Here is an 18,759-nt window from a genome sequence, read left to right as displayed (position 1 = left end):
CCGCCGGGCGTTTTCGCATGGGCGCTCGCCTGAACGAGCGTTCGGCTTGCGTGTTCGGCTGGCTTGTCAGCTTGCTTGTCAGCGTTCCTGTCAGCTTCCCTTGTAGAGCGCCTGCATGCCCGGCTGCGAGGCAGCCTGCGAGCCGGACCGCGAGTCAGGCGCCGTAGCGGGCTGCGCCGCACCCTTCTCCCCGCCCTTGCTGCCCGAACCGCCCGTGCCCTTCGCGGGCGCCGGCGCGCGCATCTTCTGCCCCGGCGGCGGCGCCACCGGATGCTCGCGGATCTGCGCGAACAGTTGCGCGCACGGCAGCGGCTTGTTGTTGCTCGGCGCGATCAGCGGGATCAGCGCCGCGAACGGGTTGATCAAGCCGAGGCCGATCATCGCGCCGCCGCGCAGTGCGAGCGCTGCCGCATCCACGCCCACGTGCGGATTCTTGAACGTGCCCTTCACGTACAGCGGCGAGCGCAGCGAAAAGATGCGGAAGCCCTTCGTGTGCGGATGCACCTTCATATCCATCGATTCGTCGCGCAGATCGATCGGGCCGTCGATGTCGATCACCGCGTCGTCGGTATCGAGCGCGAACACGCGCGGATTCACCACGCCGTTGGTCGCCACGAAATCGGCGGCCGCGCAATTGATATTGACGTCGCGGTTGCCGAACAGCTTCTCGTAGACCACGTTCGCCACGTTCAGCCCCGCCGCCTCCATCAGCAGACGGCTGATCGTGCCTTGCGTGACGAGCGCCTTGATCTCGCCGTTCGAGGTCGAAGCGAGCGCCGCGGGCGAATTGCCGGTCGCGGACAGCGAGGCGTCGCCGTTGATCTCGCCGAGCGCCTGCTGCATCGACTTGACGCCCGGGAACAGCTGCTTGAGCTTCAGATGACGCGCCTCCACCGTGCCGCGCGCCTTGAGCGGCGCGCCGCTGCCGTCGAGCGACAGACGCGTGGCGAAGGTGCCGCCCGCGACGCCGAATTGCAGCGGCTCGAAGTCGAGCACGCCGTTGGTCATCGTCACGTGCGTGTAGAGGTCCTGAATCGGCAGGCTACCTTGCTTGATGATGTGACGGCCCGTGAACTTCACGTCGGCGTCGATGGCGTTCCAGCGGTCGGTCTTGAAGGGCTCGACCGGAAGCACGCGGTCGGCGGGCTGCTGCACGGTGTCGCCGCGTTTGGCCTTGCTCGCCTTGCTGTCCGCGCCGATGATCGGCGCGAGATCGGAGAATTGCAGCAGGTTCGAAACGAGTTCGCCCGACAGCAGCGGACGCGGATCGCGCTGCGTATAGACGAGCGTGCCGTTGAGGTCGCTGCCGCCCACGCGGCCCGTGAACTTCTCGTAGCGGAACACGCTCGCGCCCTTGCGGAACTGGCCGACGAAGCGCCCTTCGGTCGCGTATGGCGGCGTTTCGGGCAGCGTCACGCCGGTCAGGTTGTAGAGATGCGCCATGCTTTGGCCCTGGAGCCAGAGGCGCAGATCGACGGCGGCCAGATGCGCCGGATCGGTCACGGTGCCGACCAGCGCGATGTGCATGTCGCCGACACGCACATCGGCCTGCACCGGGAACGGATGACGTGCGTTTTGCAGCGCGAGCACGCCGCCGAGCTTGCCTTCGCCCGAGAGCGCGGTCTTGTTGTACGAGCCTTTGATGGTCCAGCCGATCGCGTACAACGGCTCGCTGCTCGTGCCGCCCGCGGCCGCATTCGCGTTGCTCGCGGCGCTCGCACCGACCGCGGCGAGCTTCGAACCGATGCCCTGGGAAGCGGCGCTGGCGTCGGCGGCAGCCGATGCCGTGGAAACCGCGCTAGCGACCGAAGCCATGCTCGTGGCACTCGTGGCATTAGCCCCACTCGCCGCCGCTTCGCTCGCGGCCGCCGCCTCGGACGCCTGCTGCTTCTCGGCCTGCTGCGCGAGCCGGTTCGCGCCCGCCTTGCCGATCACCTGCGCCGAACCCTGCCGCGAAGCCGCTTCCTGCTCCTCCATCACCTTGCCGATCGGAATGCCCTGGCCGAGCAGGCTCACGACCATCTTCACCTCGGTTTTGGTCTGCTGGTCGCTGACCGCGATATTGCCGCTGCCGAAGGTGATGTCATGCAGATTGAGTTTCCACGTCGACGGCCCGCTCGATGCGGGCAGCTTGAAGGTCCAGTTGTTGCGGCCATCGGCGAGCCGTTCGACGTCGACGGTCGGATTCACGAGATTGATGGCCGGAATCACGATGTCGTGCGCGAGCAGCGGCAGCACGGCCACTTCGAAGTCGATTTCGTCGAGCGTCGCGAAGTGCGGCGACTTCGCCCAGTCGGGATTGGCCACTTCGATCTGCGCCGCCGAAAAACGCGGCCAGGGCACCCACGCGCGCCACCCCGTTTCGCCGGGCGGACGGCGCCAGCCCACCTTCAGATCGCCGACGATCGCGAACGGACGCCCGATCGCCTCCGTCACTTTCTCGTTGACGTAGGGCTTGGCGCGATTCCAGTCGAAGGTGTAGATAAAGACGGCGAGCGCGGCGATGAGCACGACCACAATCGCGACGAGCCATGCGAAGATCTTGGCGAGTGTGCGGCCGGGGCCGCGGGGCTTGGGTTGCGGTGACGTCATGCGCACTCCGGGTTATGCGTTGTTGTTTCGCCAGCGATACGACAGCAGAAGACGTGCCTGGTTTCCCTCACAATGCGCTCGCCAGCTCACGCACGCTCGCACGTCTTGTTTGCAATCTTTCAATGAACTCTCAAAACGATTCGAATCGTCCCCGCGTTGACGCGCGCGCACCGCTCGTCGAAGCGCACGGTATCGCCCGGCGCGACGCGCAGCGCGGCCAGGTCCTGCTGCATCCCACCGATTTCGCGCTGCACAACGGCGAGCGCGTCGTGCTCACCGGGCCGTCGGGCTCGGGAAAAAGCGTGTTCCTGCGCGCGCTCGCGCTGCTCGATCCGCTTGATTCGCCCAAACCGCACGACGGCGGCGCGCTGCGCTGGCACGGCGAGCCGGTCACGCGCGCGCGCATTCCGTCGTATCGGCGTCATATCGCCTATCTGCGGCAGCGGCCCGCGCTGATCGACGGCAGCGTCGAGGACAACCTGCGTTATCCGTATTCGCTCGCGGTCTATCGCGACACCGCGTTCGACGCCGCGCGCGTGCGCGCGCTGCTCGACGCCACCGGACGCGGCGCCGATTTTCTCGCGCGCGCGGCCGCCGACCTCTCGGGCGGCGAAGCGCAGATCGTCGCGCTGGTGCGCGTGCTGCAACTCGATCCCGAAGCGCTGTTGCTCGACGAACCCACGGCCTCGCTCGACCCCGAGTCGGCGCGCGAGGTCGAAGCGCTCGTCGCGCAATGGTTCGAGCAGCGGCGCGATGCGCGCGCGACCGTGTGGGTCTCGCACGATCCGGCGCAGGCGCAGCGCGTCGGCACGCGTCACATCACGATGCGCGCGGGCGTGCTCGACGCAGACGGCGCATCGTCCAGCACGACACTCAATACGCAACTGATTCCGGGAGACGCGCCATGAATGCAGGCGTGCTGCAAGACCTCAGCCTCGTCGATGTCGGCATCGCGGCCCTGCTCGTGTTCGTGAACGGCGCGGTCTCGGTGCTGCTCAAGCTCGATCTCGAACGCAAGCTCGCGTGGGCCGCCGTGCGCACGGTCGTGCAACTGCTCGCGATCGGCTACGTGCTCGGCTGGGTGTTCGCGTTCAACCGCTGGTATGCGGTGCTGCCGCTCATGGCGCTGATGACGCTGATCGCCGGCATCGCCGGTTCGCAGCGCGGCGCGCGCACCTATGGCGGGCAGCGCGCGGACAGCATCGTGTCGATCTGGGTGAGCGCGTGGCTCGTGGCCGCCGTGGGCCTGTTCGCCGTGATCCGCATCCGGCCGTGGTACGAGCCGCAATACGCGATTCCGATTCTCGGCATGATTCTCGGCAACACGCTCACGGGCGTGTCGCTCGGCGTCGAGCGGATGATGCAGGAACTCACGGCGCGGCGCGACCGCGTGGAAAGCGCGCTCGCGCTCGGCGCGACGCGTTGGGAAGCCGCGCAGGCGAGCGCGCGCGAGGCGGTGCGCGCGGGCATGATCCCGACGCTCAACCAGATGGCGGTCGTGGGCGTGGTGAGCCTGCCCGGCATGATGACGGGCCAGGTGCTGGCGGGCCAGTCGCCGTTGCAGGCGGTGCGCTACCAGATCGTGATCATGTTCCTGATCGCGGCTTCGTCGGCGCTCGGCACCGTGGGCGCGGTGCTGCTCGCGTACCGGCGGCTGTTCTCGCCCGAGCATTGCTTTCTCTCGGCGAAGCTGATCGCACGCGAGACGCGCTAGCCGCGCGTCATTCGCCGCGCACCCGGCATTCCACGTAGAACAGCGCCGATCAGCGTTGCGCCGAAATCGCCAGCTGCGTGCCGTCGCTGAGCGTGATCGTCTTGACGGTGCCGTTGGTCGGCATCGAGAAACGCCGCACCTCGCTGTGCGCCACCACTTCCGGGCAGGTCTGGCCGCTTGCGGGTTTGCCGCGCGGCGCCTGAGCGCGGAAGCTCACCTGCACCGTCGCGGTGCCGTCGGCGGCCACGATCGGCGCGAGCCGCACCTGGGTCTGGCGCACCATCGCGCCATTCGCGTCGAGCGGCAGCGAACTGTAGTCGGGACAACTCTGCGCCGCCGGCACCGGACCGCCGGGCGGCTGGGTGCGCCAGGTGAAGTCGTCGGTGTCGCCGGAGCGCAGCGTGCGCGTTTCCTGCGAATTGCCGAAGAGTTTCGACGTGACCTTCACCGTGTAGCGGATCGGGCCATCGGGCGCGGCCTTCGAAGTCACCGTGATCGGCGTGGTGGCGAACGCCGGCAACGCGATCGCGCACGACAGAGACAAAGCGACGGCGGCACGGACGAGCGCCGCGCGGCTGCGGCGGGCGTGGCTGGAGCTGCTGCAAGACATGCGTCACCTCCTGGCTGGCGCCGACGTCGCCGCGACAAACGCGGCCACTGCGGCGTGTGGCGAATCTTCTTCTGTCAGTCTAGCGTGCCGCGCGTGAGCGTGCGCCCGGCGATGCCATCGCGCGGCCCAGGTTTTATCCTGCTTGCTTTCTCCCTCTCGCCAGGGCGCGGATTGCGCCGACGCGCCACGGCAAGCGCGGCGACGCCCCGGCAACCATGCGTCGCGCATGGCGGCCGGGGCGTCGCCGTCATCATCGGGCTATCACCGCATCACGCGATCAGAAACACGTCATCAGAAACCGCTGAGCACCAGCTTGCCGATCGCGCGCCCTTCTTCGAGCATCTTGTGCGCGCGCCGCACGTTCGCCGCGTTGATCGGCCCGAGCACCTCGCCCACGGTCGTGCGCAGCGTGCCCGCATCGACGAGCCGCGCCACTTCGGTCAGCAGCTTGTGCTGCTCGATCATGTCGGGCGTGTTGAACATCGAGCGCGTGAACATGAATTCCCAGTGCAGCGCGGCGCTCTTGGCCTTGAGCAGTTCGACGGGAATCGGCTTGTCGTTTTCGACGATGGTCGCGATGCCGCCCTGCGGCGCAATGATCTCGGCGGCGGCCGGAAAATTCGCGTCGGTGTCGTTGAAGATCAACACGTAGTCGACGTTCTGGAAACCGAGCGCGCGGATCTGCGCGGGCATGTCGCCGTGATGATTGACGATGTGGTCCGCGCCGAGCGAGCGCGCCCATTCGGCCGATTCCGGCCGCGACGCCGTCGCGATCACGGTGAGCTTCGCGAGCTGCTTCGCCAGTTGAATGCCGATCGAGCCGACGCCGCCCGCGCCGCCGATGATCAGCACGCGCTTGCCCGCGTCGGCGCCTTGCGGCGAGACGTGCAGGCGCTCGAACAAGGCTTCCCACGCGGTGATCGCGGTCAGCGGCAGCGCCGCCGCGTGCGCGAAATCGAGCGATGCGGGCTTGTGGCCGACGATGCGTTCGTCGACGAGCTGGAACTCGCTGTTCGAGCCGCTGCGCGTGATGTCGCCCGCGTAGAACACCGGGTCGCCGACCTTGAACAGCGTGACCTCGGGACCGACGGCCCCGACCGTGCCGGCGGCGTCGTAACCGAGCACCTTCGCTTCGGTTTCGACCTTGTCCTTCGGCGCGCGCACCTTGTAATCGACGGGATTCACGGACACCGCTTCGACCTTCACGAGCACGTCGCGGCCCGTGGGCGCGGGCGTGGGCAGATCGAGATCGAGCAGGGCTTCGGCTGCGTCGATGGGGAGATAGCGGTAGAGGCCAACGGCTTTCATTTCGGGCTCCTTCGGGAAGGCTGGCGAGGGGAACGACGGATTTCGCTTCGGGCGCGGCGCTGTCGCTGGACTACGCGTGGACAGCCGCGCGCCGTTGAGTCGTATCCTAAGCGGCACATTCATCGCCGAAAAGCCTCATAATCACTGAAACATTCTTCGGCTATTTTTGATAATCGGCACCGCGATGAGCACACCGCCGTCCGCTTCCCCGCTCGCCGCCGATCCGCGCGAGCGCCTCGACCTGCTCGACGTCGCGCTGTTCGTGCGCGCGGCGCAACTCGCGAACGTGTCCGCCGCAGGGCGCGAATACGGGCTGTCGGCGGCGGTGGCAAGCGCACGGCTTGCGAATCTCGAACGCACGCTCGGCGCGCGTCTGCTCCATCGCACCACGCGCCGCGTGAGCCCGACCGAGGACGGCGAGGTGTTCATGGCGCGCGCGCTCGCGCTGCTCGACGCCGCCGAAGCCGCGCGCGCCGCCGTCGGACGCGCGCACGCCGCGCCGCAGGGCCGCCTGCGCGTGTCGATGCCGTCGTCGTTCGGACGTCAGCATGTCTCGCCCGTGATCGCCGCGTTTTTGCGCCGCTATCCGGGCGTGAGTGTCGATTTGCGTCTGACGGACCAGGTCGTCGATCTCGTCGATGCGGGCATCGATGTCGCGATCCGCATCGGCGCGCTCAAGGATTCGACGCTGGTCGCGCGGCGGCTCGCCGTGAACCGGCGCGTGATCTGCACGTCGCCCGCCTATCTCGCGGAGCGCGGCACGCCGCATCATCCGTCCGATCTGGCGCGGCACGAGTGCGTGATACTCGGGGATCAGCGCGACTGGGCCTTCGTCACGCCCGCCGGACCGCTGACCGTGCGCGTGGACGGGCGGCTCGTCACCGACAACGGCGAGGCGATCCGCGACGCCCTGCTCGCCGGTTTCGGCATCGCGCTCAAATCGACGTGGGATGTCGCGCCGCATCTGCGCAGCGGCGCGCTCGTGAGCGTGCTCGACAGCTATCCGCTCGCGGAGACCACGGCGATCTGGGCCGTCTATCCGAGCCGCGCGTTCGTGCCGCCGAAAACCCGCGCGTTCGTGGAGTTTCTCGGCGAGCATTTCGGCGATCCGCCGTATTGGGATGGCGACGCGAAGGCAGGGTCGAACTTGCCGTGAAAACGGCGCGTGAACGGAACTGCGCGGAACTGAGCGGAACGTGAGCGCAACTGAGCGCAACATGAGCACCCCATCGGCGAAACCCGAGCGGCATCGGACTGGAACGAGCGGCGCGCGCCCAACCGCGTTCGACAGCACGCGGCCGGACACGACCACGCGCGCTACGCGCCGCCTTCTTCGAGCCGCAGCGTGAGTTCGCTCGTCACCCTCTGGCGCACGCTGGCATAACGCGCCCACGGGTCCGCGCTCTTGCCGTGCGCGCTCCGCGTGACCCGGGCAATGCGCGCGTCGATATTGGCGAGCGTCCATTGCGCGCCGCCCGTTGTCTCGGGCAGTTCGTCCCAACTGATCGGCACCGACACGCCCATGCCGGGCCGCGCGCGCACGCCCCACGCGACCGCCGTGCTGGCGCCGCGCGCGTTGCGCAGGTAGTCGACGAAGATCTTTTTCTTGCGATGCTCGGTGCTCAACGTCGCCGTGAACTGCGTGGGCCAGCCCGAGGCGAGACGCTGCGCGACCGCTCGCGCGAACGCTTTCGACTCATCCCAACTCGTGCCCGGCACGACCGGCACGACCACGTGCAGGCCCTTGCCGCCGCTCGTCTTGCAGAACGCTTCCAGCCCGAGATCGGCCAGAATCCCGCGCGTGAGCTGCGCGGCCTCGATCATGCGGTCCCAGCCGAGCGCCGGATCGGGATCGAGATCGAACACCACGCGGTCGGTCTGCTCGACGTCGCTCGCGAGCGCGTTCCACGTGTGCAGTTCGATCGTGTCCATCTGCGCGACGTGAACGAGCGCGTCGAGCGTATCGATGCTGAGGATCGCCGGATGACCCGGATCGAGCCCTTCGTGTTGCGTGACGCCGTCGATCGGCGCGCGGGCGCTGTGACGCTGGAACAACGTCTCGCCAGCGAGCCCTTGCGGCGCGCGCAGCAGCGAAACGGGACGGTCGCGCAGATGCGGCAGCAGCAGCGGCGCGGCGCGCGCGTAATAACGCACGACGTCGAGCTTGCGGATGCCGGTTTGCGCGTCGATCACGCGGCGCGCACTGGTGATGCGGATGCCGGCGACTTCGCCGGTGGTGGAAGCTCGCCCGGAGCGCTTGCGCGGCGCGGTGGCGCGCGGCGCGCGGGGCGTGGACGCGGGATGCGAGGCCAGAGCACTGGCGTCCGGAGCCTGGGCCCGGACGCCGGTCGGCGTTCGGGTGGGTGTCGATTGCGACGATTGAGCCGATTCGGCCTTGAGAGCGTCCTGCATACCGGTTCCCCTTGCGCGGTGGCGCATGCGACGCATCGCGCGACGCGAGTCGCGACACGTACGGTTGACGGCACGCGGCGGCCGCCCCCGTCGGACGCCGCACGTGCAGTCATTGTGCCTCGAAAGCTCGCTTTCGTCGCTGAAAGCTGTGCGCGAGGCCGCATTGCGCCGCCGCACGGGGCGCACGAGGCGGGCCGAAACGGCAGTTTCGATGGCGCATCGCGCGTCCACGCCCATACTCGACGCCGCCGCCCGCGCCCGCCAAGGCGGTACAATTCGCCTTTCGCCGTCATTCGCCGCGCGCGGCAGCCACCAGGCCGCCTTCGCGCCCTTTTTCGATTTCCGCCGTTTTCGGGCATCCGGCGCCCTCGCAGGGTCCGCGCCGCTCACGTCATGAACCTCGTCATCCAGAGTCCCGTCCCGCTGCAAGCCGAACACCACAAGCCGCTGCTCGCGCTCGCGCGCGGCAGCCGCCTTACGCCGATCGACGCCTGCGCGCTGCGTATCGACAACGCCGATCCCGCGCAGCGTCCCGATCTCGACGTCTACTGCGGCACGCACCAGCTCGACTACGCGTTCGTCGAAGCGGGCCGCACGCTGGCCGATTTCGGCCTCGTCGCGATGGATATGGACTCGACGCTCATCACGATCGAATGCATCGACGAAATCGCCGACTTCTGCGGCCTGAAGGCCGAAGTCGCGGCGATCACCGAAGCGTCGATGCGCGGCGAGATCAAGGATTTCAACGAGAGCCTCACGCGCCGCGTGGCGCTGCTCAAGGGCCTCGACGCGAGCGCGCTGGAACGCGTCTACGAAGAACGCCTGCAACTCTCGCCGGGCGCGGAAACCATGCTCGCGGGCGCACGCGCGGCGGGCCTGAAGACGCTGCTCGTCTCGGGCGGCTTCACGTTCTTCACCGAGCGCCTCAAGGCGCGTCTGGGTCTCGACTTCACGCGTGCGAACACGCTGGAAATCGTCGACGGCAAGCTCACGGGCCGCGTGACCGGCGAGATCGTCAATGCCGATGTGAAGGCGCGCACGCTGGTCGAAACCTGCGCGCAGCTGGGCATCGAGCCGCGCCGCGCGATCGCGATGGGCGACGGTTCGAACGACCTCAAGATGATGGCCGAAGCCGGTTTGTCGGTGGCGTTCCGCGCCAAGCCGGTGGTGCGCGAGGCGGCGAGCGTCGCGTTCAACTTCGTCGGGCTCGACGGCTTGTTGAAGCTGCACTGAAGAAGCACTGAGCGTCGCCGGGCGCGGTCCCAAACGAAACGGCCGCTCGCGTCCCACGGGACGGCGAGCGGCCGTTTTGCTTTTGCGGCGCGCGCTTCAACTGCGCGCGCGAATCAGGCTCAGGCGAGCGTCGCGAGCGCGCGTTCGAGATCGGCGCGCAGATCGGCTTCGTCTTCGAGACCGATGTAGAAGCGCACCAGCGTGCCGCGATGCGGCCATTGCGCCGCGCTGCGCATCGACGCGATGTCGTACGGCATCACGAGACTGTTCGCCCCGCCCCAGCTCCAGCCGAGCGCGAACAGGTCGAGCGATTCGCAGAACGTGTCGATCTGCGCCGCGCTGTAGCGCTCGTCGAACACCACCGAAAACAGCCCGCCCGCGCCCGTGAAATCGCGCTTGAAGAACGCGTGGCCCGGGCAATCCTCGAACGCCGGATGCAGCATCGCTGCGATTTCGGCGCGCGAGTTGAGCCACGTTGCGAGCGCGTATGCGCTGCGGTCGTGCGCTTCGAAACGCGCCTTCATGCTCGGCAGGCCGCGCAGCACGAGCGAGCAATCGTCCGACGACACGCCGATACCCAGACGCATGCGCGCCGACTTCAGCTTCAGATACAGATCGCGATCGCGCGTGATGGTCGCGCCCATCAGCACGTCGCTGCCGCCCGACTGATATTTCGTGAGCGCCTGCACCGAGATGTCGATGCCGTGATCGAAGGGCTTGAACGCGAGGCCCGCCGACCACGTATTGTCGATCGCGGTGATCACGTTGCGCGCGCGCGCCGCCGCCGTGATCGCCTGCACGTCGGGCACTTCCATCGTCACCGAACCGGGCGCTTCGACCCAGATCAGCTTCGTGTTCGGCTGGATCAGGTCGGCGATGCCCGCGCCGATCATCGGATCGTAATAGCGCGCCGTAAGGCCGAAGTCGCGCGCGAGCCAGTCGCCGTGATCGCGGTTCGGCGAATAGACGTTATCGGGAATCAGAACGTCGTCGCCACTCTTCAGGAGGCCGAAATAGACGTTGGAGATCGCCGATAGACCGGACGGCTGGAGCAGCGTGTGCTCGCCGCCTTCGATCGCGGCCAGCCGATGCTGGAGCATCGTGGACGTAGGCGTGGCGTGCAGGCCGTAGCGCCATTGCGCGTCGTTGCGCCAGTCGAGCGCGCGCACGGACGCGAGGTCCGGGAAGACCACGGTCGAGGCGCGCGTGACGGGCGCCGCGAACGATTCGAAGCCGGGCGTGAGGTCGTCTTGCGGATGCAGGATCTGCGTCTGGACCGTGCGGCTGGAGTCGGATTTCGTCATATCGGGAGTGATGCGGTTGGTGCGTGAAATAAGCAGACGCGCGCGGCGGCCGTTTCAGGCGGCGCGCGCGACGTATCCCGAAGATTAACACCGGCGTGCGGCTGTCTCATCGGGCAGGGTCGTTCGGGGGTTGGGCTGAGGCGGTCGTGCGCTCGTGGCGCGCGTCGTCGTCGGCGTGCAGGTAGAGGCCTGTGGTTTCGATCGACGCGTGACGCAGATTCTTCTGGATGTAGCGCAGGTCGGTGCCGGCATCGGCCTGATGCGTCGCGGCCGTGTGGCGCAGCCAGTGCGTCGAGGCGCGCCGCAGCGTGTCGGCGCCCGCGGGGTCGTCGGCTTCGAGACGGTCCGCGACGCGGCGGAACACCGTCTTCACGATCAGATAGACCGCCGTGGACGTGAGCGGCCGCTCGTCGTTGCCCGCGACGCCCAGTACGGCCGGACGCGTCTCGCCCGGCGCGGGCGTGCCAGGCAAGCCGTGAAACGCGCGGTAGCGCGCGAAATCGGCCATCAGTTCGTCGCTCGCGGGCACGTCGCCCTCCACACCACCCTTGCCCACCACGCGCAGCCACCAGCGTCCGCGCCGCCGCTCGAAGTCGCCCGCGCGCGCCTGCGCGGCTTCGCTCGCGCGCAGCGCTGTGCGGTACAGAAAGCGGATCAGCCAGCGGCAGCGCTCGTAGTGCTGGCGCTCGCGCGGCGTGTCTTGCGGGAAGGCGTCGATGCCGTCGAGCACCTGCTGCCAGAGCGCCTGATCGAGATAGCGCTCGACGCGGCGGCTGCGCGCCGCCTGCGGCATGCGCGAGCGGCGCAGCGCGAGCGGATTGCCCGCGAGATAGCCCGCCGCGACGAGGTAATTGAACAGCCCGCCAAGGATGCCGAGCGCCTGGCGGCGGCTGCGCGGCGCCAGCGGCCCGTCGAACAGACGGCGCTCGCGCCCTCTTCGCGGGCGGGCGGGATCGGCCCAGTCGGCGCTGGGCGCGGCGAGGAATTGCTCGTAGAGCACGAAGTCTTCGCGCGTGAGGCTCGACAGCGGCTTGCGCAACGCGTTCGTGCTCCAGAGCATCAGGCGCACCGCTTCCTTGCGATAGCTGCGCAGCGTGTGCGGCGAGCCCGCGTATTCCGTGAGCCAGAGGCGCACGGCTTCGATGTCGTTACGCGCCGACGTCTGAGCGAAGCCGCCGCGCGCCCGGTTCAGGCCGTCGCGGCCATCGAGCGCGGGCGGCAAGGCGGGCAAAGCGGCGGCGAGGTCTTCGTGGGCGTCTTCGTAGTCTGGGTGATCTTCCGGCATCGACAGAAAAAGCGGATTCGAGCGATTCCGTGAGCGTACAGCATCGATACTTGCGATTATAGGAGTTATCGTAAGTTTCTGATTGATTTCGTTACACGTATAACGTTATACGATGATATACGCTAAAATTCGGCACCATCCCCTGCTCTCGCGCCAGAAAAACCATGTCCCGTATCAGCGATACCCGTTTGCGCACGCGTGAAACCGCGTCTCGCCTCGTCGCGGCCGGAAAACGGCCGCACGAACTCACCGTCGATCTGATTTACGCGGAAATCCGCCAGGGCAGCCGCACGACGATCAACGACGAACTCAAGCAATGGAAGGACGAGAAAACGCGCGGCGACGCCCTCGCCTCGCAGTTGCCGCCCGCTGTCGCGGACGCGATGCTGGCCGCCTGGGCCGTCGCCGTCGAGCATGGGGAAAAGGTGTACGACGCGCGCGCCGGGGAACTGGAACAGGCTGGCGCGCAGGCCGAGGCGCGCGCGGCGGATGCCGTCCGCGACCGCGATGAGGCCCAGGAGAATCTGCGGCGGCGCAACGTCGAACTCGCTGCGCGCAACGAGCACATCGCGGCGCTCAAGGAGCAACTCGACGCCGCCAACGCCCGCGCGAACGAAGCGAGCGCACGCGCGGCGGCGCTCGAAGCTCAGCGCGACGCCGAGCGCACGATGGCCGAAACGCGTTTGCACGAGCAACGCGCGGCGCACGAACAGGCCATCGCGGCCATGCGGGCGGCGCAGGAAACGCGCGACGCCGCGTTTCAGTCCGAACTGGACAAGGCGACTCAGCGCATGGAAGGCGTGCAGAAGCACATGATGCAGCAGATCAGCGAGGCGCGCGACGAGCGTCGGCGCGCGGACGCGCTGGCCGCGAGCGCCCAGCGGCGCAACGAACAACTGGTGAGCGAATTGGGCGCGGCGCGCGCGCAGGAGGAACAGCAGGCAAATGCGCTGGGTGATGCGCAACGCCGCGTCGACGCGCTGCTCGCGCAAGAAGCGCAGTGGCTGCGCGAGCGCGAGGCGCTGGAAAGCAAACTGGCCGAACTGTCCGCGTTGCACGGCCAGTCGATGTCGTCGCGAAAACCGACGAAAGCCCAAGCAACAACAAAAGCGCGAAGAAAACCGCGCATCGCGCTGGACGCGCCGCGTGTCGCGCGCGTGGCACGCACACGCGCCGTCGCGAGCGAATCGAGCGAACGGAGCGAGCCAAACGACTGAGCGGCCGGCGCTTACGCGCGCCCGCTCAGCGCCAGATTCACTCGCCCGTCACCACGTTTCCGACACCATTGACCGCCTGCCCGCCCTTCGCGGCCGGACTCGCGACGGACGGCGCTGCCGCGCCCGCCGTCACGGGCTTAAGCTCGAACGGCTGCGGATTCGAATCGTCGACTTCCATGCGGTCGCCGGAAAACGAGCCGTCGGCGGCAAACGTGCCGACCCAGTTGCCGACGATGCGCGTGCCGTCGTCCGACTCCTCCGCTTCGAGCGTCTGACCCGTGCGGTCGCCCGCGATCAGAATCACTTCGCCCGTATCGGTGAACTGGTACTCGCCGTGCAGGCCGCCCGGATCGTCGGGATCGGTCTTCTTGCCCAGCCGCATCACGATCGCCCGCTTGCCGAGCGTGCCGGTGTATTGCGGATAGTGCGCGAATTCGGGATTCGGCTTGAGCGTCGAATGCACCTGAATGACGGTCGAACCCGCGGACGCGCTCTGCGCGCCGCCGTCGCCCACGGCGCAGGCCGCGAGCGGCAACGCGAGCACGCAGGCCGCCAACACGCACCGAGCGCGCAGCGTCTTCGACGAACGACGCACGCCGCCCGGATCTTTCGAAATCGAAACTTCCATCACACTCCCTGGTGCTAAAAGAGCACGCGAAGCGCGCACACTCAGGCCTCGGCCAGCGCGCGCTCGACGTCCTCGCGGCGCGGAACCGGCGCGACCGCGCCATAACCGAGCGTTGACAGCGCGGCCGCCGCATTGGCATAACGCGCCGCCGCAAACGGATCGTCGCCGGCCACGATGCGTGCGATAAAGGCGCCGCCGAAGCAATCGCCCGCGCCGGTTGCATCGACGGCCGCGACCGTGCGGCCCGGCACCAGGCAACGCTCATTGGGCGTCGCCACATACGCGCCGTCCTTGCCGAGCTTGAGCGCGACCACACGCGAGCCCAGCGACAGCAGCCGGTCGACGATGGCATCGCGGTCGTCGAGTCCCGTCAGCACGGCGACATCATCCCAGCTCGGCAGACAGATGTCGGTGGCGCGCAGCACTTCGGTCATCACGGCGCGGGCGCGCGCGAGCGGCCACAGCTTGAGCCGCAGATTGGTGTCGAAGCTCACCTGCACGCCGCTCGCGCGTGCGTGCTCGATGGCCGCGAAGGCCGCGTCGCACGCGGCATCGCCAATTGCGACGCTGATGCCCGACAGATGCAGCACGCGCGCGGCGGCCAGCGCCTCGCGCGGCAGATCGCCGGGCGCGTAGCGGCTCGCCGCCGAACCCTTGCGCAGATAGTCGAACGCGTGGCCGTTCGGGCCGTGCGAAACGAAATAGACGCCGGTGGGCGCTTCGGCGTTCACGCGCACGTGCCCCGTATCGACGCCCTCGCGCGTCCACAGATCGAGCAGCAAGCGTCCAAACTGATCGTCGCCGACCGCCGAGACGAAGCCCGTGTGCGCGCCCTGGCGCGCCGCCGCGATCGCGAAATTCGAGGTGTCGCCGCCGAAGCCTTGCAGATACTGCGGCTGCCCCGGCGTCGCCTGGTTGAACTCGACCATCGCCTCGCCGTAAGCGAGGATCTGCGGCGTCGCCTGCGTCATACCGATCAGACCTCGCCCCAGAGGTCGTGGCCGTCGGCGCCGGTGATCTTCACCGAGACGAAGTCGCCGACCTTGTAGCGCTTCGACGCCTTGGTTGCGGGCGCAACGTACACCACGCCGTCGATCTCGGGCGCGTCCGCCGCCGTGCGGCCAATGCCGCCGTCGGCATTCACTTCGTCGATCAGCACCTTGAGCGTCTTGCCGACCTTGCGCTGGATGCGCTTGGCCGACACTTCCTCGGCCACTTCCATGAAGCGCGCGCGGCGGGCTTCGCGAACTTCGTCGGGCAGCGCGCCGTCGAGTTCGTTGGCCGTCGCGCCTTCGACCGGCGAGTAGGCGAAGCAGCCCACGCGATCGAGTTCGGCTTCGCGAATGAAGTCGAGCAGCGTCTCGAACTGTTCTTCCGTCTCACCCGGGAAACCGGCGATGAAGGTGCTGCGGATCGTCAGGTCCGGGCACATTTCGCGCCACGCCTTCACGCGCTCCATCACCTTTTCGGCGTTCGCCGGACGCTTCATGCGCTTGAGCACTTCGGGGTGCGCATGCTGGAACGGCACGTCGAGATACGGCAGCACGTGGCCCTTGAACGGACCTTCGGCCATCAGCGGAATCACTTCGTCCACGCTCGGATACGGATACACGTAATGCAGACGCACCCACGCGCCGTACTGCGCGGCGAGTTCGCCGAGCGCCGTGACCAGATCGGTCATGCGCGTCTTGATCGGCTTGCCGTTCCAGAAACCCGTGCGGTACTTCACGTCGACGCCGTAGGCGCTCGTGTCCTGCGAGATCACGAGCAGTTCCTTCACGCCCGACTTGAAGAGGTTCTCCGCTTCGAGCATGACTTCCGCGACCGGGCGCGAGACCAGATCGCCGCGCATCGACGGGATGATGCAGAACGTGCAGCGGTGATTGCAGCCTTCCGAGATCTTCAGGTACGCGTAGTGGCGCGGCGTGAGCTTGATGCCCGCGGCCGGCACGAGGTCGACGAACGGATCGTGCGGCTTCGGCAGATGGTTGTGCACCGCCTGCATCACTTCGCCGACGGCGTGCGGGCCGGTCACGGCCAGCACCTTCGGATGCACTTCCTCGATCAGGTTCGAACCGCTTGCGCTCGCCTTCTTGCCGAGACAGCCCGTGACGATCACCTTGCCGTTCTCGCTCAGCGCTTCGCCGATGGCGTCGAGGCTTTCCTGCACCGCTTCGTCGATGAAGCCGCAAGTGTTGACCACGACGAGGTCGGCGCCGTCGTACGAACCCGAGATCTCGTAACCCTCGGCGCGCAGCTGGGTAATGATCTGCTCGGAGTCGACAAGCGCCTTCGGACAGCCAAGGGATACCATCCCGACGCGCGGCGCGGGATTGCGGGAGGTCGTTGATTCAACAGGGTTTTTCACGTGTACGTCCGAAGGTGGGGCGCAGGGCGTTCGTTGCGCCGCGCGATGTTCTGGCCAATCCACCATTTTACCTGTTTGGCACAGGCAGCGGCGCGCTGGGGAAGGCGCCGGACAAGACGTACGGGGTCAGATGGCGCCGCGGAGGCAGCGCGCGCAGCCGCGCATTCGCGCTGGGCGTGGCATCGCCGCGCCAACGTAGAACCGGGCTGAGGAAAGAAAAAGGAAAGCCGGCAAGCAAAAGCGGCGGCGCAACGCGCGTGTCGAGTTCGCCTCGACCGCGCGCGCGCCTGGGCCGGATCGCTGCCGGATCGCGGCTGGATCGACGCCACACGGCCCTCGCTGCCCGGCAACGCGATCCGAACGCTGCGTGACGCCGGGCGGCGCGTCGTCACGCGCAAGCCTGGCCCATCACGCCCATGCGGTACTCGATGAAACGCTCGATGCGCTTACTTCTTCTCGTCGTCGCTGCCGCCTTCGGTCGCGCCATGCGCGGGCGCAGCCGGGGACGGCGCACCCGTGGGCGCCACGGGCTTGAACGGAAAGCTGCTGAACATGTTCTTCGCCTGGTTCTGCATTTGCTCCTGCATCTGCACGAACATGTTCTTCGACTGCTCGATGTAGCTGGTCATCATGCCCTGCATCATCGGCGCCTGCATGTTCATGAACTGCGACCAGACCTCGGGATTCATCGCGTTGCCTTCGTAAAGGTTCTTCGACTGATCGGCGAGCTTGTTCTGGATGTCGATGAACGCCTGGATGTTCTTTTCCAGGTAGGTGCCCATCATGCCCTGCATCGCATGGCCGTAGAAACGGATGATCTGCGACAGCATCGACGACGAGAACATCGGCAGGCCACCGCTTTCCTCTTCGAGAATGATCTGCAGCAGGATGCTGCGCGTCAGATCCTCGTTGCTCTTTGCGTCGATGACCTTGAATTCCTCTTGCTCGAGCACGAGTTGCTTCACGTCCGTCAACGTGATGTAGGTGCTCGTCTCCGTGTCGTACAGCCGACGGTTCGGATATTTTTTGATCAGTCGTTCGGCGGTTTTCTTTGTAGTCGTCATGTGTCGCCCTTGTATGCGCCAACGCGCGACGGCCGATGCCATCGCGCGTCGTCTAGCCCGGCGGCGAGCCTGCCCCGGCGTGCAAACAGGCGCGCCGCCGCCATCGATCCCCTGTTGCCGCCGCGCGTCCCCTGCCAGGCGCGCGGCGCGCGGGATCAGCCCATGTGCAACCCGCCATTCAGCGAGAAGTCAGCACCGGTTGCGAAACCCGACTCTTCCGAGGCGAGCCACGCGACGATCGAGGCGATTTCCTCCGGCGCGCCGAGGCGGCGCACCGGAATGGTCGCGACGATCTTTTCCAGCACGTCGGGACGGATCGACTTCACCATGTCCGTGCCGATGTAGCCCGGCGAAACGGTGTTGACCGTCACGCCCTTGGTGGCCACTTCCTGCGCGAGCGCCATCGTGAAGCCGTGAATCCCGGCCTTGGCCGTCGAGTAGTTGGTCTGCCCGAACTGGCCCTTCTGGCCGTTCACCGACGAAATATTGATGATGCGTCCGAAGCCGCGCTCGACCATGCCGTCGATCACCTGCTTCGTGACGTTGAAGAGACTCGTCAGGTTCGTGTCGATCACCGCGGTCCAGTCTTCGCGCGTCATCTTGCGGAACACGACGTCGCGCGTGATGCCCGCGTTATTGACGAGCACGTCGACCTCGCCGACTTCGGCCTTGACCTTGTCGAAGGCCTGCGCCGTCGAATCCCAGTCGCCCACATTGCCTTCCGAGGCGATGAAGTTGAAGCCGAGCGCCTTCTGGTCCTCGAGCCACTTCACACGACGCGGCGAGTTCGGGCCGCACCCGGCCACCACCTTGAAGCCCTGCTTTTCGAGGCGCTGGCAGATGCCCGTTCCGATGCCGCCCATACCGCCCGTTACATACGCAATACGCTGTGACATAAACCACACTCCATTATCGTTATCCAGAGCGCCGATCGACGGCCCCGGCCTCGCCTCTGCCCGCTGTTGCTCGCTGTTTCTATCTCGTTTCGCTTGACGCTTGATGCAAGCGAGCGCGAAAGCGTACC

16 protein-coding genes are annotated in these 18,759 nt (G+C 67.3%); 5 read left to right on the top strand and 11 right to left on the bottom strand.

Translation table 11 applies throughout. The annotated features are described in order from the left end of the window. Positions 1–90: 90 nt before the first annotated feature. Entirely contained in the window at positions 91–2,592 is a 2,502-nt protein-coding gene (locus LDO54_RS05355) for an AsmA family protein (RefSeq protein WP_224007507.1), read from the bottom strand. A 122-nt stretch (positions 2,593–2,714) separates the two neighbouring features. On the opposite strand from LDO54_RS05355, the gene LDO54_RS05350 reads away from it, so the two are divergent. Beyond that, complete coding sequence (locus tag LDO54_RS05350; RefSeq protein ID WP_224007504.1) at positions 2,715–3,500, top strand: ABC transporter ATP-binding protein; 786 nt, start codon at positions 2,715–2,717, stop codon at positions 3,498–3,500. After that, positions 3,497–4,306 (top strand): ABC transporter permease, encoded by an 810-nt coding sequence (locus tag LDO54_RS05345; protein WP_224007501.1) that lies wholly within the window; start codon positions 3,497–3,499, stop codon positions 4,304–4,306. Before LDO54_RS05350 ends, LDO54_RS05345 begins: the two co-directional genes overlap by 4 nt. Before the next feature lie 49 nt (positions 4,307–4,355). On the opposite strand, the gene LDO54_RS05340 is transcribed toward LDO54_RS05345, so the two are convergent. Together LDO54_RS05340 and LDO54_RS05335 are read right to left on the bottom strand one after the other, a co-directional pair. Continuing rightward, positions 4,356–4,916: a DUF6013 family protein gene (locus tag LDO54_RS05340; protein ID WP_224007498.1), complete on the bottom strand. Its 561-nt coding sequence runs from the start codon at positions 4,914–4,916 to the stop codon at positions 4,356–4,358. 291 nt (positions 4,917–5,207) lie between these two features. Continuing rightward, complete coding sequence (locus LDO54_RS05335) at positions 5,208–6,224, bottom strand: zinc-binding alcohol dehydrogenase family protein (RefSeq protein WP_224007495.1); 1,017 nt, start codon at positions 6,222–6,224, stop codon at positions 5,208–5,210. Between the two features lie 184 nt (positions 6,225–6,408). Here LDO54_RS05335 and LDO54_RS05330 point away from each other — a divergent pair, with 184 nt between their 5' ends. Then, positions 6,409–7,380: a LysR family transcriptional regulator gene (locus LDO54_RS05330; RefSeq protein WP_224007478.1), complete on the top strand. Its 972-nt coding sequence runs from the start codon at positions 6,409–6,411 to the stop codon at positions 7,378–7,380. Positions 7,381–7,541: 161 nt separating this feature from the next. Here the strand turns inward: LDO54_RS05330 and ligD are convergent, their stop codons facing one another. After that, positions 7,542–8,636 carry a non-homologous end-joining DNA ligase gene (gene ligD, locus LDO54_RS05325; protein WP_224007475.1) on the bottom strand — a complete coding sequence of 365 codons (1,095 nt, stop codon included), beginning with the start codon at positions 8,634–8,636 and terminating at the stop codon, positions 7,542–7,544. 393 nt (positions 8,637–9,029) lie between these two features. On the opposite strand from ligD, the gene serB reads away from it, so the two are divergent. Continuing rightward, a complete protein-coding gene (serB, locus tag LDO54_RS05320) occupies positions 9,030–9,869 on the top strand; it encodes a phosphoserine phosphatase SerB (protein WP_224007472.1) in 840 nt (279 codons plus the stop codon). 119 nt (positions 9,870–9,988) lie between these two features. Here the strand turns inward: serB and LDO54_RS05315 are convergent, their stop codons facing one another. Both LDO54_RS05315 and LDO54_RS05310 read right to left on the bottom strand, forming a co-directional pair. Beyond that, a complete protein-coding gene (locus LDO54_RS05315; RefSeq protein WP_224007469.1) occupies positions 9,989–11,173 on the bottom strand; it encodes a cystathionine beta-lyase in 1,185 nt (394 codons plus the stop codon). Between the two features lie 106 nt (positions 11,174–11,279). Then, complete coding sequence (locus tag LDO54_RS05310) at positions 11,280–12,458, bottom strand: tyrosine-type recombinase/integrase (protein ID WP_224007466.1); 1,179 nt, start codon at positions 12,456–12,458, stop codon at positions 11,280–11,282. A 164-nt stretch (positions 12,459–12,622) separates the two neighbouring features. On the opposite strand from LDO54_RS05310, the gene LDO54_RS05305 reads away from it, so the two are divergent. Next, a complete protein-coding gene (locus LDO54_RS05305; RefSeq protein ID WP_224007463.1) occupies positions 12,623–13,675 on the top strand; it encodes a DNA-binding protein in 1,053 nt (350 codons plus the stop codon). Positions 13,676–13,712: 37 nt separating this feature from the next. On the opposite strand, the gene LDO54_RS05300 is transcribed toward LDO54_RS05305, so the two are convergent. From LDO54_RS05300 to LDO54_RS05280, 5 genes are all read right to left on the bottom strand, one after another. Next, a complete protein-coding gene (locus LDO54_RS05300) occupies positions 13,713–14,303 on the bottom strand; it encodes a hypothetical protein (protein ID WP_224007460.1) in 591 nt (196 codons plus the stop codon). A gap of 41 nt (positions 14,304–14,344) precedes the next feature. After that, positions 14,345–15,274, bottom strand: a complete 930-nt coding sequence (locus LDO54_RS05295; protein WP_224007457.1) for a sugar kinase — start codon at positions 15,272–15,274, stop codon at positions 14,345–14,347. A gap of 5 nt (positions 15,275–15,279) precedes the next feature. Further along, on the bottom strand, positions 15,280–16,617 hold the full coding sequence (gene rimO / locus LDO54_RS05290) for a 30S ribosomal protein S12 methylthiotransferase RimO (protein WP_224007454.1): 1,338 nt from the start codon (positions 16,615–16,617) through the stop codon (positions 15,280–15,282). A gap of 500 nt (positions 16,618–17,117) precedes the next feature. Further along, positions 17,118–17,735: a polyhydroxyalkanoate synthesis repressor PhaR gene (gene phaR / locus LDO54_RS05285; protein ID WP_224007451.1), complete on the bottom strand. Its 618-nt coding sequence runs from the start codon at positions 17,733–17,735 to the stop codon at positions 17,118–17,120. Between the two features lie 155 nt (positions 17,736–17,890). Beyond that, the gene (locus LDO54_RS05280; protein ID WP_065065584.1) at positions 17,891–18,631 is read right to left on the bottom strand and encodes a 3-ketoacyl-ACP reductase; all 741 of its coding nucleotides are present in this window, start codon (positions 18,629–18,631) and stop codon (positions 17,891–17,893) included. Between the last annotated feature and the right edge of the window lie 128 nt (positions 18,632–18,759).

The organism is Paraburkholderia tropica (genome assembly GCF_914484835.1).
GTDB classification, from domain to species: Bacteria; Pseudomonadota; Gammaproteobacteria; order Burkholderiales; family Burkholderiaceae; genus Paraburkholderia; species Paraburkholderia tropica_A.
Note: the sequence above shows the minus strand (reverse complement) of the source record. Positions and strands in the feature narration are given on the sequence as shown.

Coding starts and splice junctions, on each gene's coding strand:
- LDO54_RS05355 (WP_224007507.1), bottom strand. CDS start 2,592: ATGACGTCACCGCAACCCAAGCCCCGCGGCCCCGGCCGCACACTCGCC.
- LDO54_RS05350 (WP_224007504.1), top strand. CDS start 2,715: ATGAACTCTCAAAACGATTCGAATCGTCCCCGCGTTGACGCGCGCGCA.
- LDO54_RS05345 (WP_224007501.1), top strand. CDS start 3,497: ATGAATGCAGGCGTGCTGCAAGACCTCAGCCTCGTCGATGTCGGCATC.
- LDO54_RS05340 (WP_224007498.1), bottom strand. CDS start 4,916: ATGTCTTGCAGCAGCTCCAGCCACGCCCGCCGCAGCCGCGCGGCGCTC.
- LDO54_RS05335 (WP_224007495.1), bottom strand. CDS start 6,224: ATGAAAGCCGTTGGCCTCTACCGCTATCTCCCCATCGACGCAGCCGAA.
- LDO54_RS05330 (WP_224007478.1), top strand. CDS start 6,409: ATGAGCACACCGCCGTCCGCTTCCCCGCTCGCCGCCGATCCGCGCGAG.
- ligD (WP_224007475.1), bottom strand. CDS start 8,636: ATGCAGGACGCTCTCAAGGCCGAATCGGCTCAATCGTCGCAATCGACA.
- serB (WP_224007472.1), top strand. CDS start 9,030: ATGAACCTCGTCATCCAGAGTCCCGTCCCGCTGCAAGCCGAACACCAC.
- LDO54_RS05315 (WP_224007469.1), bottom strand. CDS start 11,173: ATGACGAAATCCGACTCCAGCCGCACGGTCCAGACGCAGATCCTGCAT.
- LDO54_RS05310 (WP_224007466.1), bottom strand. CDS start 12,458: ATGCCGGAAGATCACCCAGACTACGAAGACGCCCACGAAGACCTCGCC.
- LDO54_RS05305 (WP_224007463.1), top strand. CDS start 12,623: ATGTCCCGTATCAGCGATACCCGTTTGCGCACGCGTGAAACCGCGTCT.
- LDO54_RS05300 (WP_224007460.1), bottom strand. CDS start 14,303: ATGGAAGTTTCGATTTCGAAAGATCCGGGCGGCGTGCGTCGTTCGTCG.
- LDO54_RS05295 (WP_224007457.1), bottom strand. CDS start 15,274: ATGACGCAGGCGACGCCGCAGATCCTCGCTTACGGCGAGGCGATGGTC.
- rimO (WP_224007454.1), bottom strand. CDS start 16,617: ATGGTATCCCTTGGCTGTCCGAAGGCGCTTGTCGACTCCGAGCAGATC.
- phaR (WP_224007451.1), bottom strand. CDS start 17,735: ATGACGACTACAAAGAAAACCGCCGAACGACTGATCAAAAAATATCCG.
- LDO54_RS05280 (WP_065065584.1), bottom strand. CDS start 18,631: ATGTCACAGCGTATTGCGTATGTAACGGGCGGTATGGGCGGCATCGGA.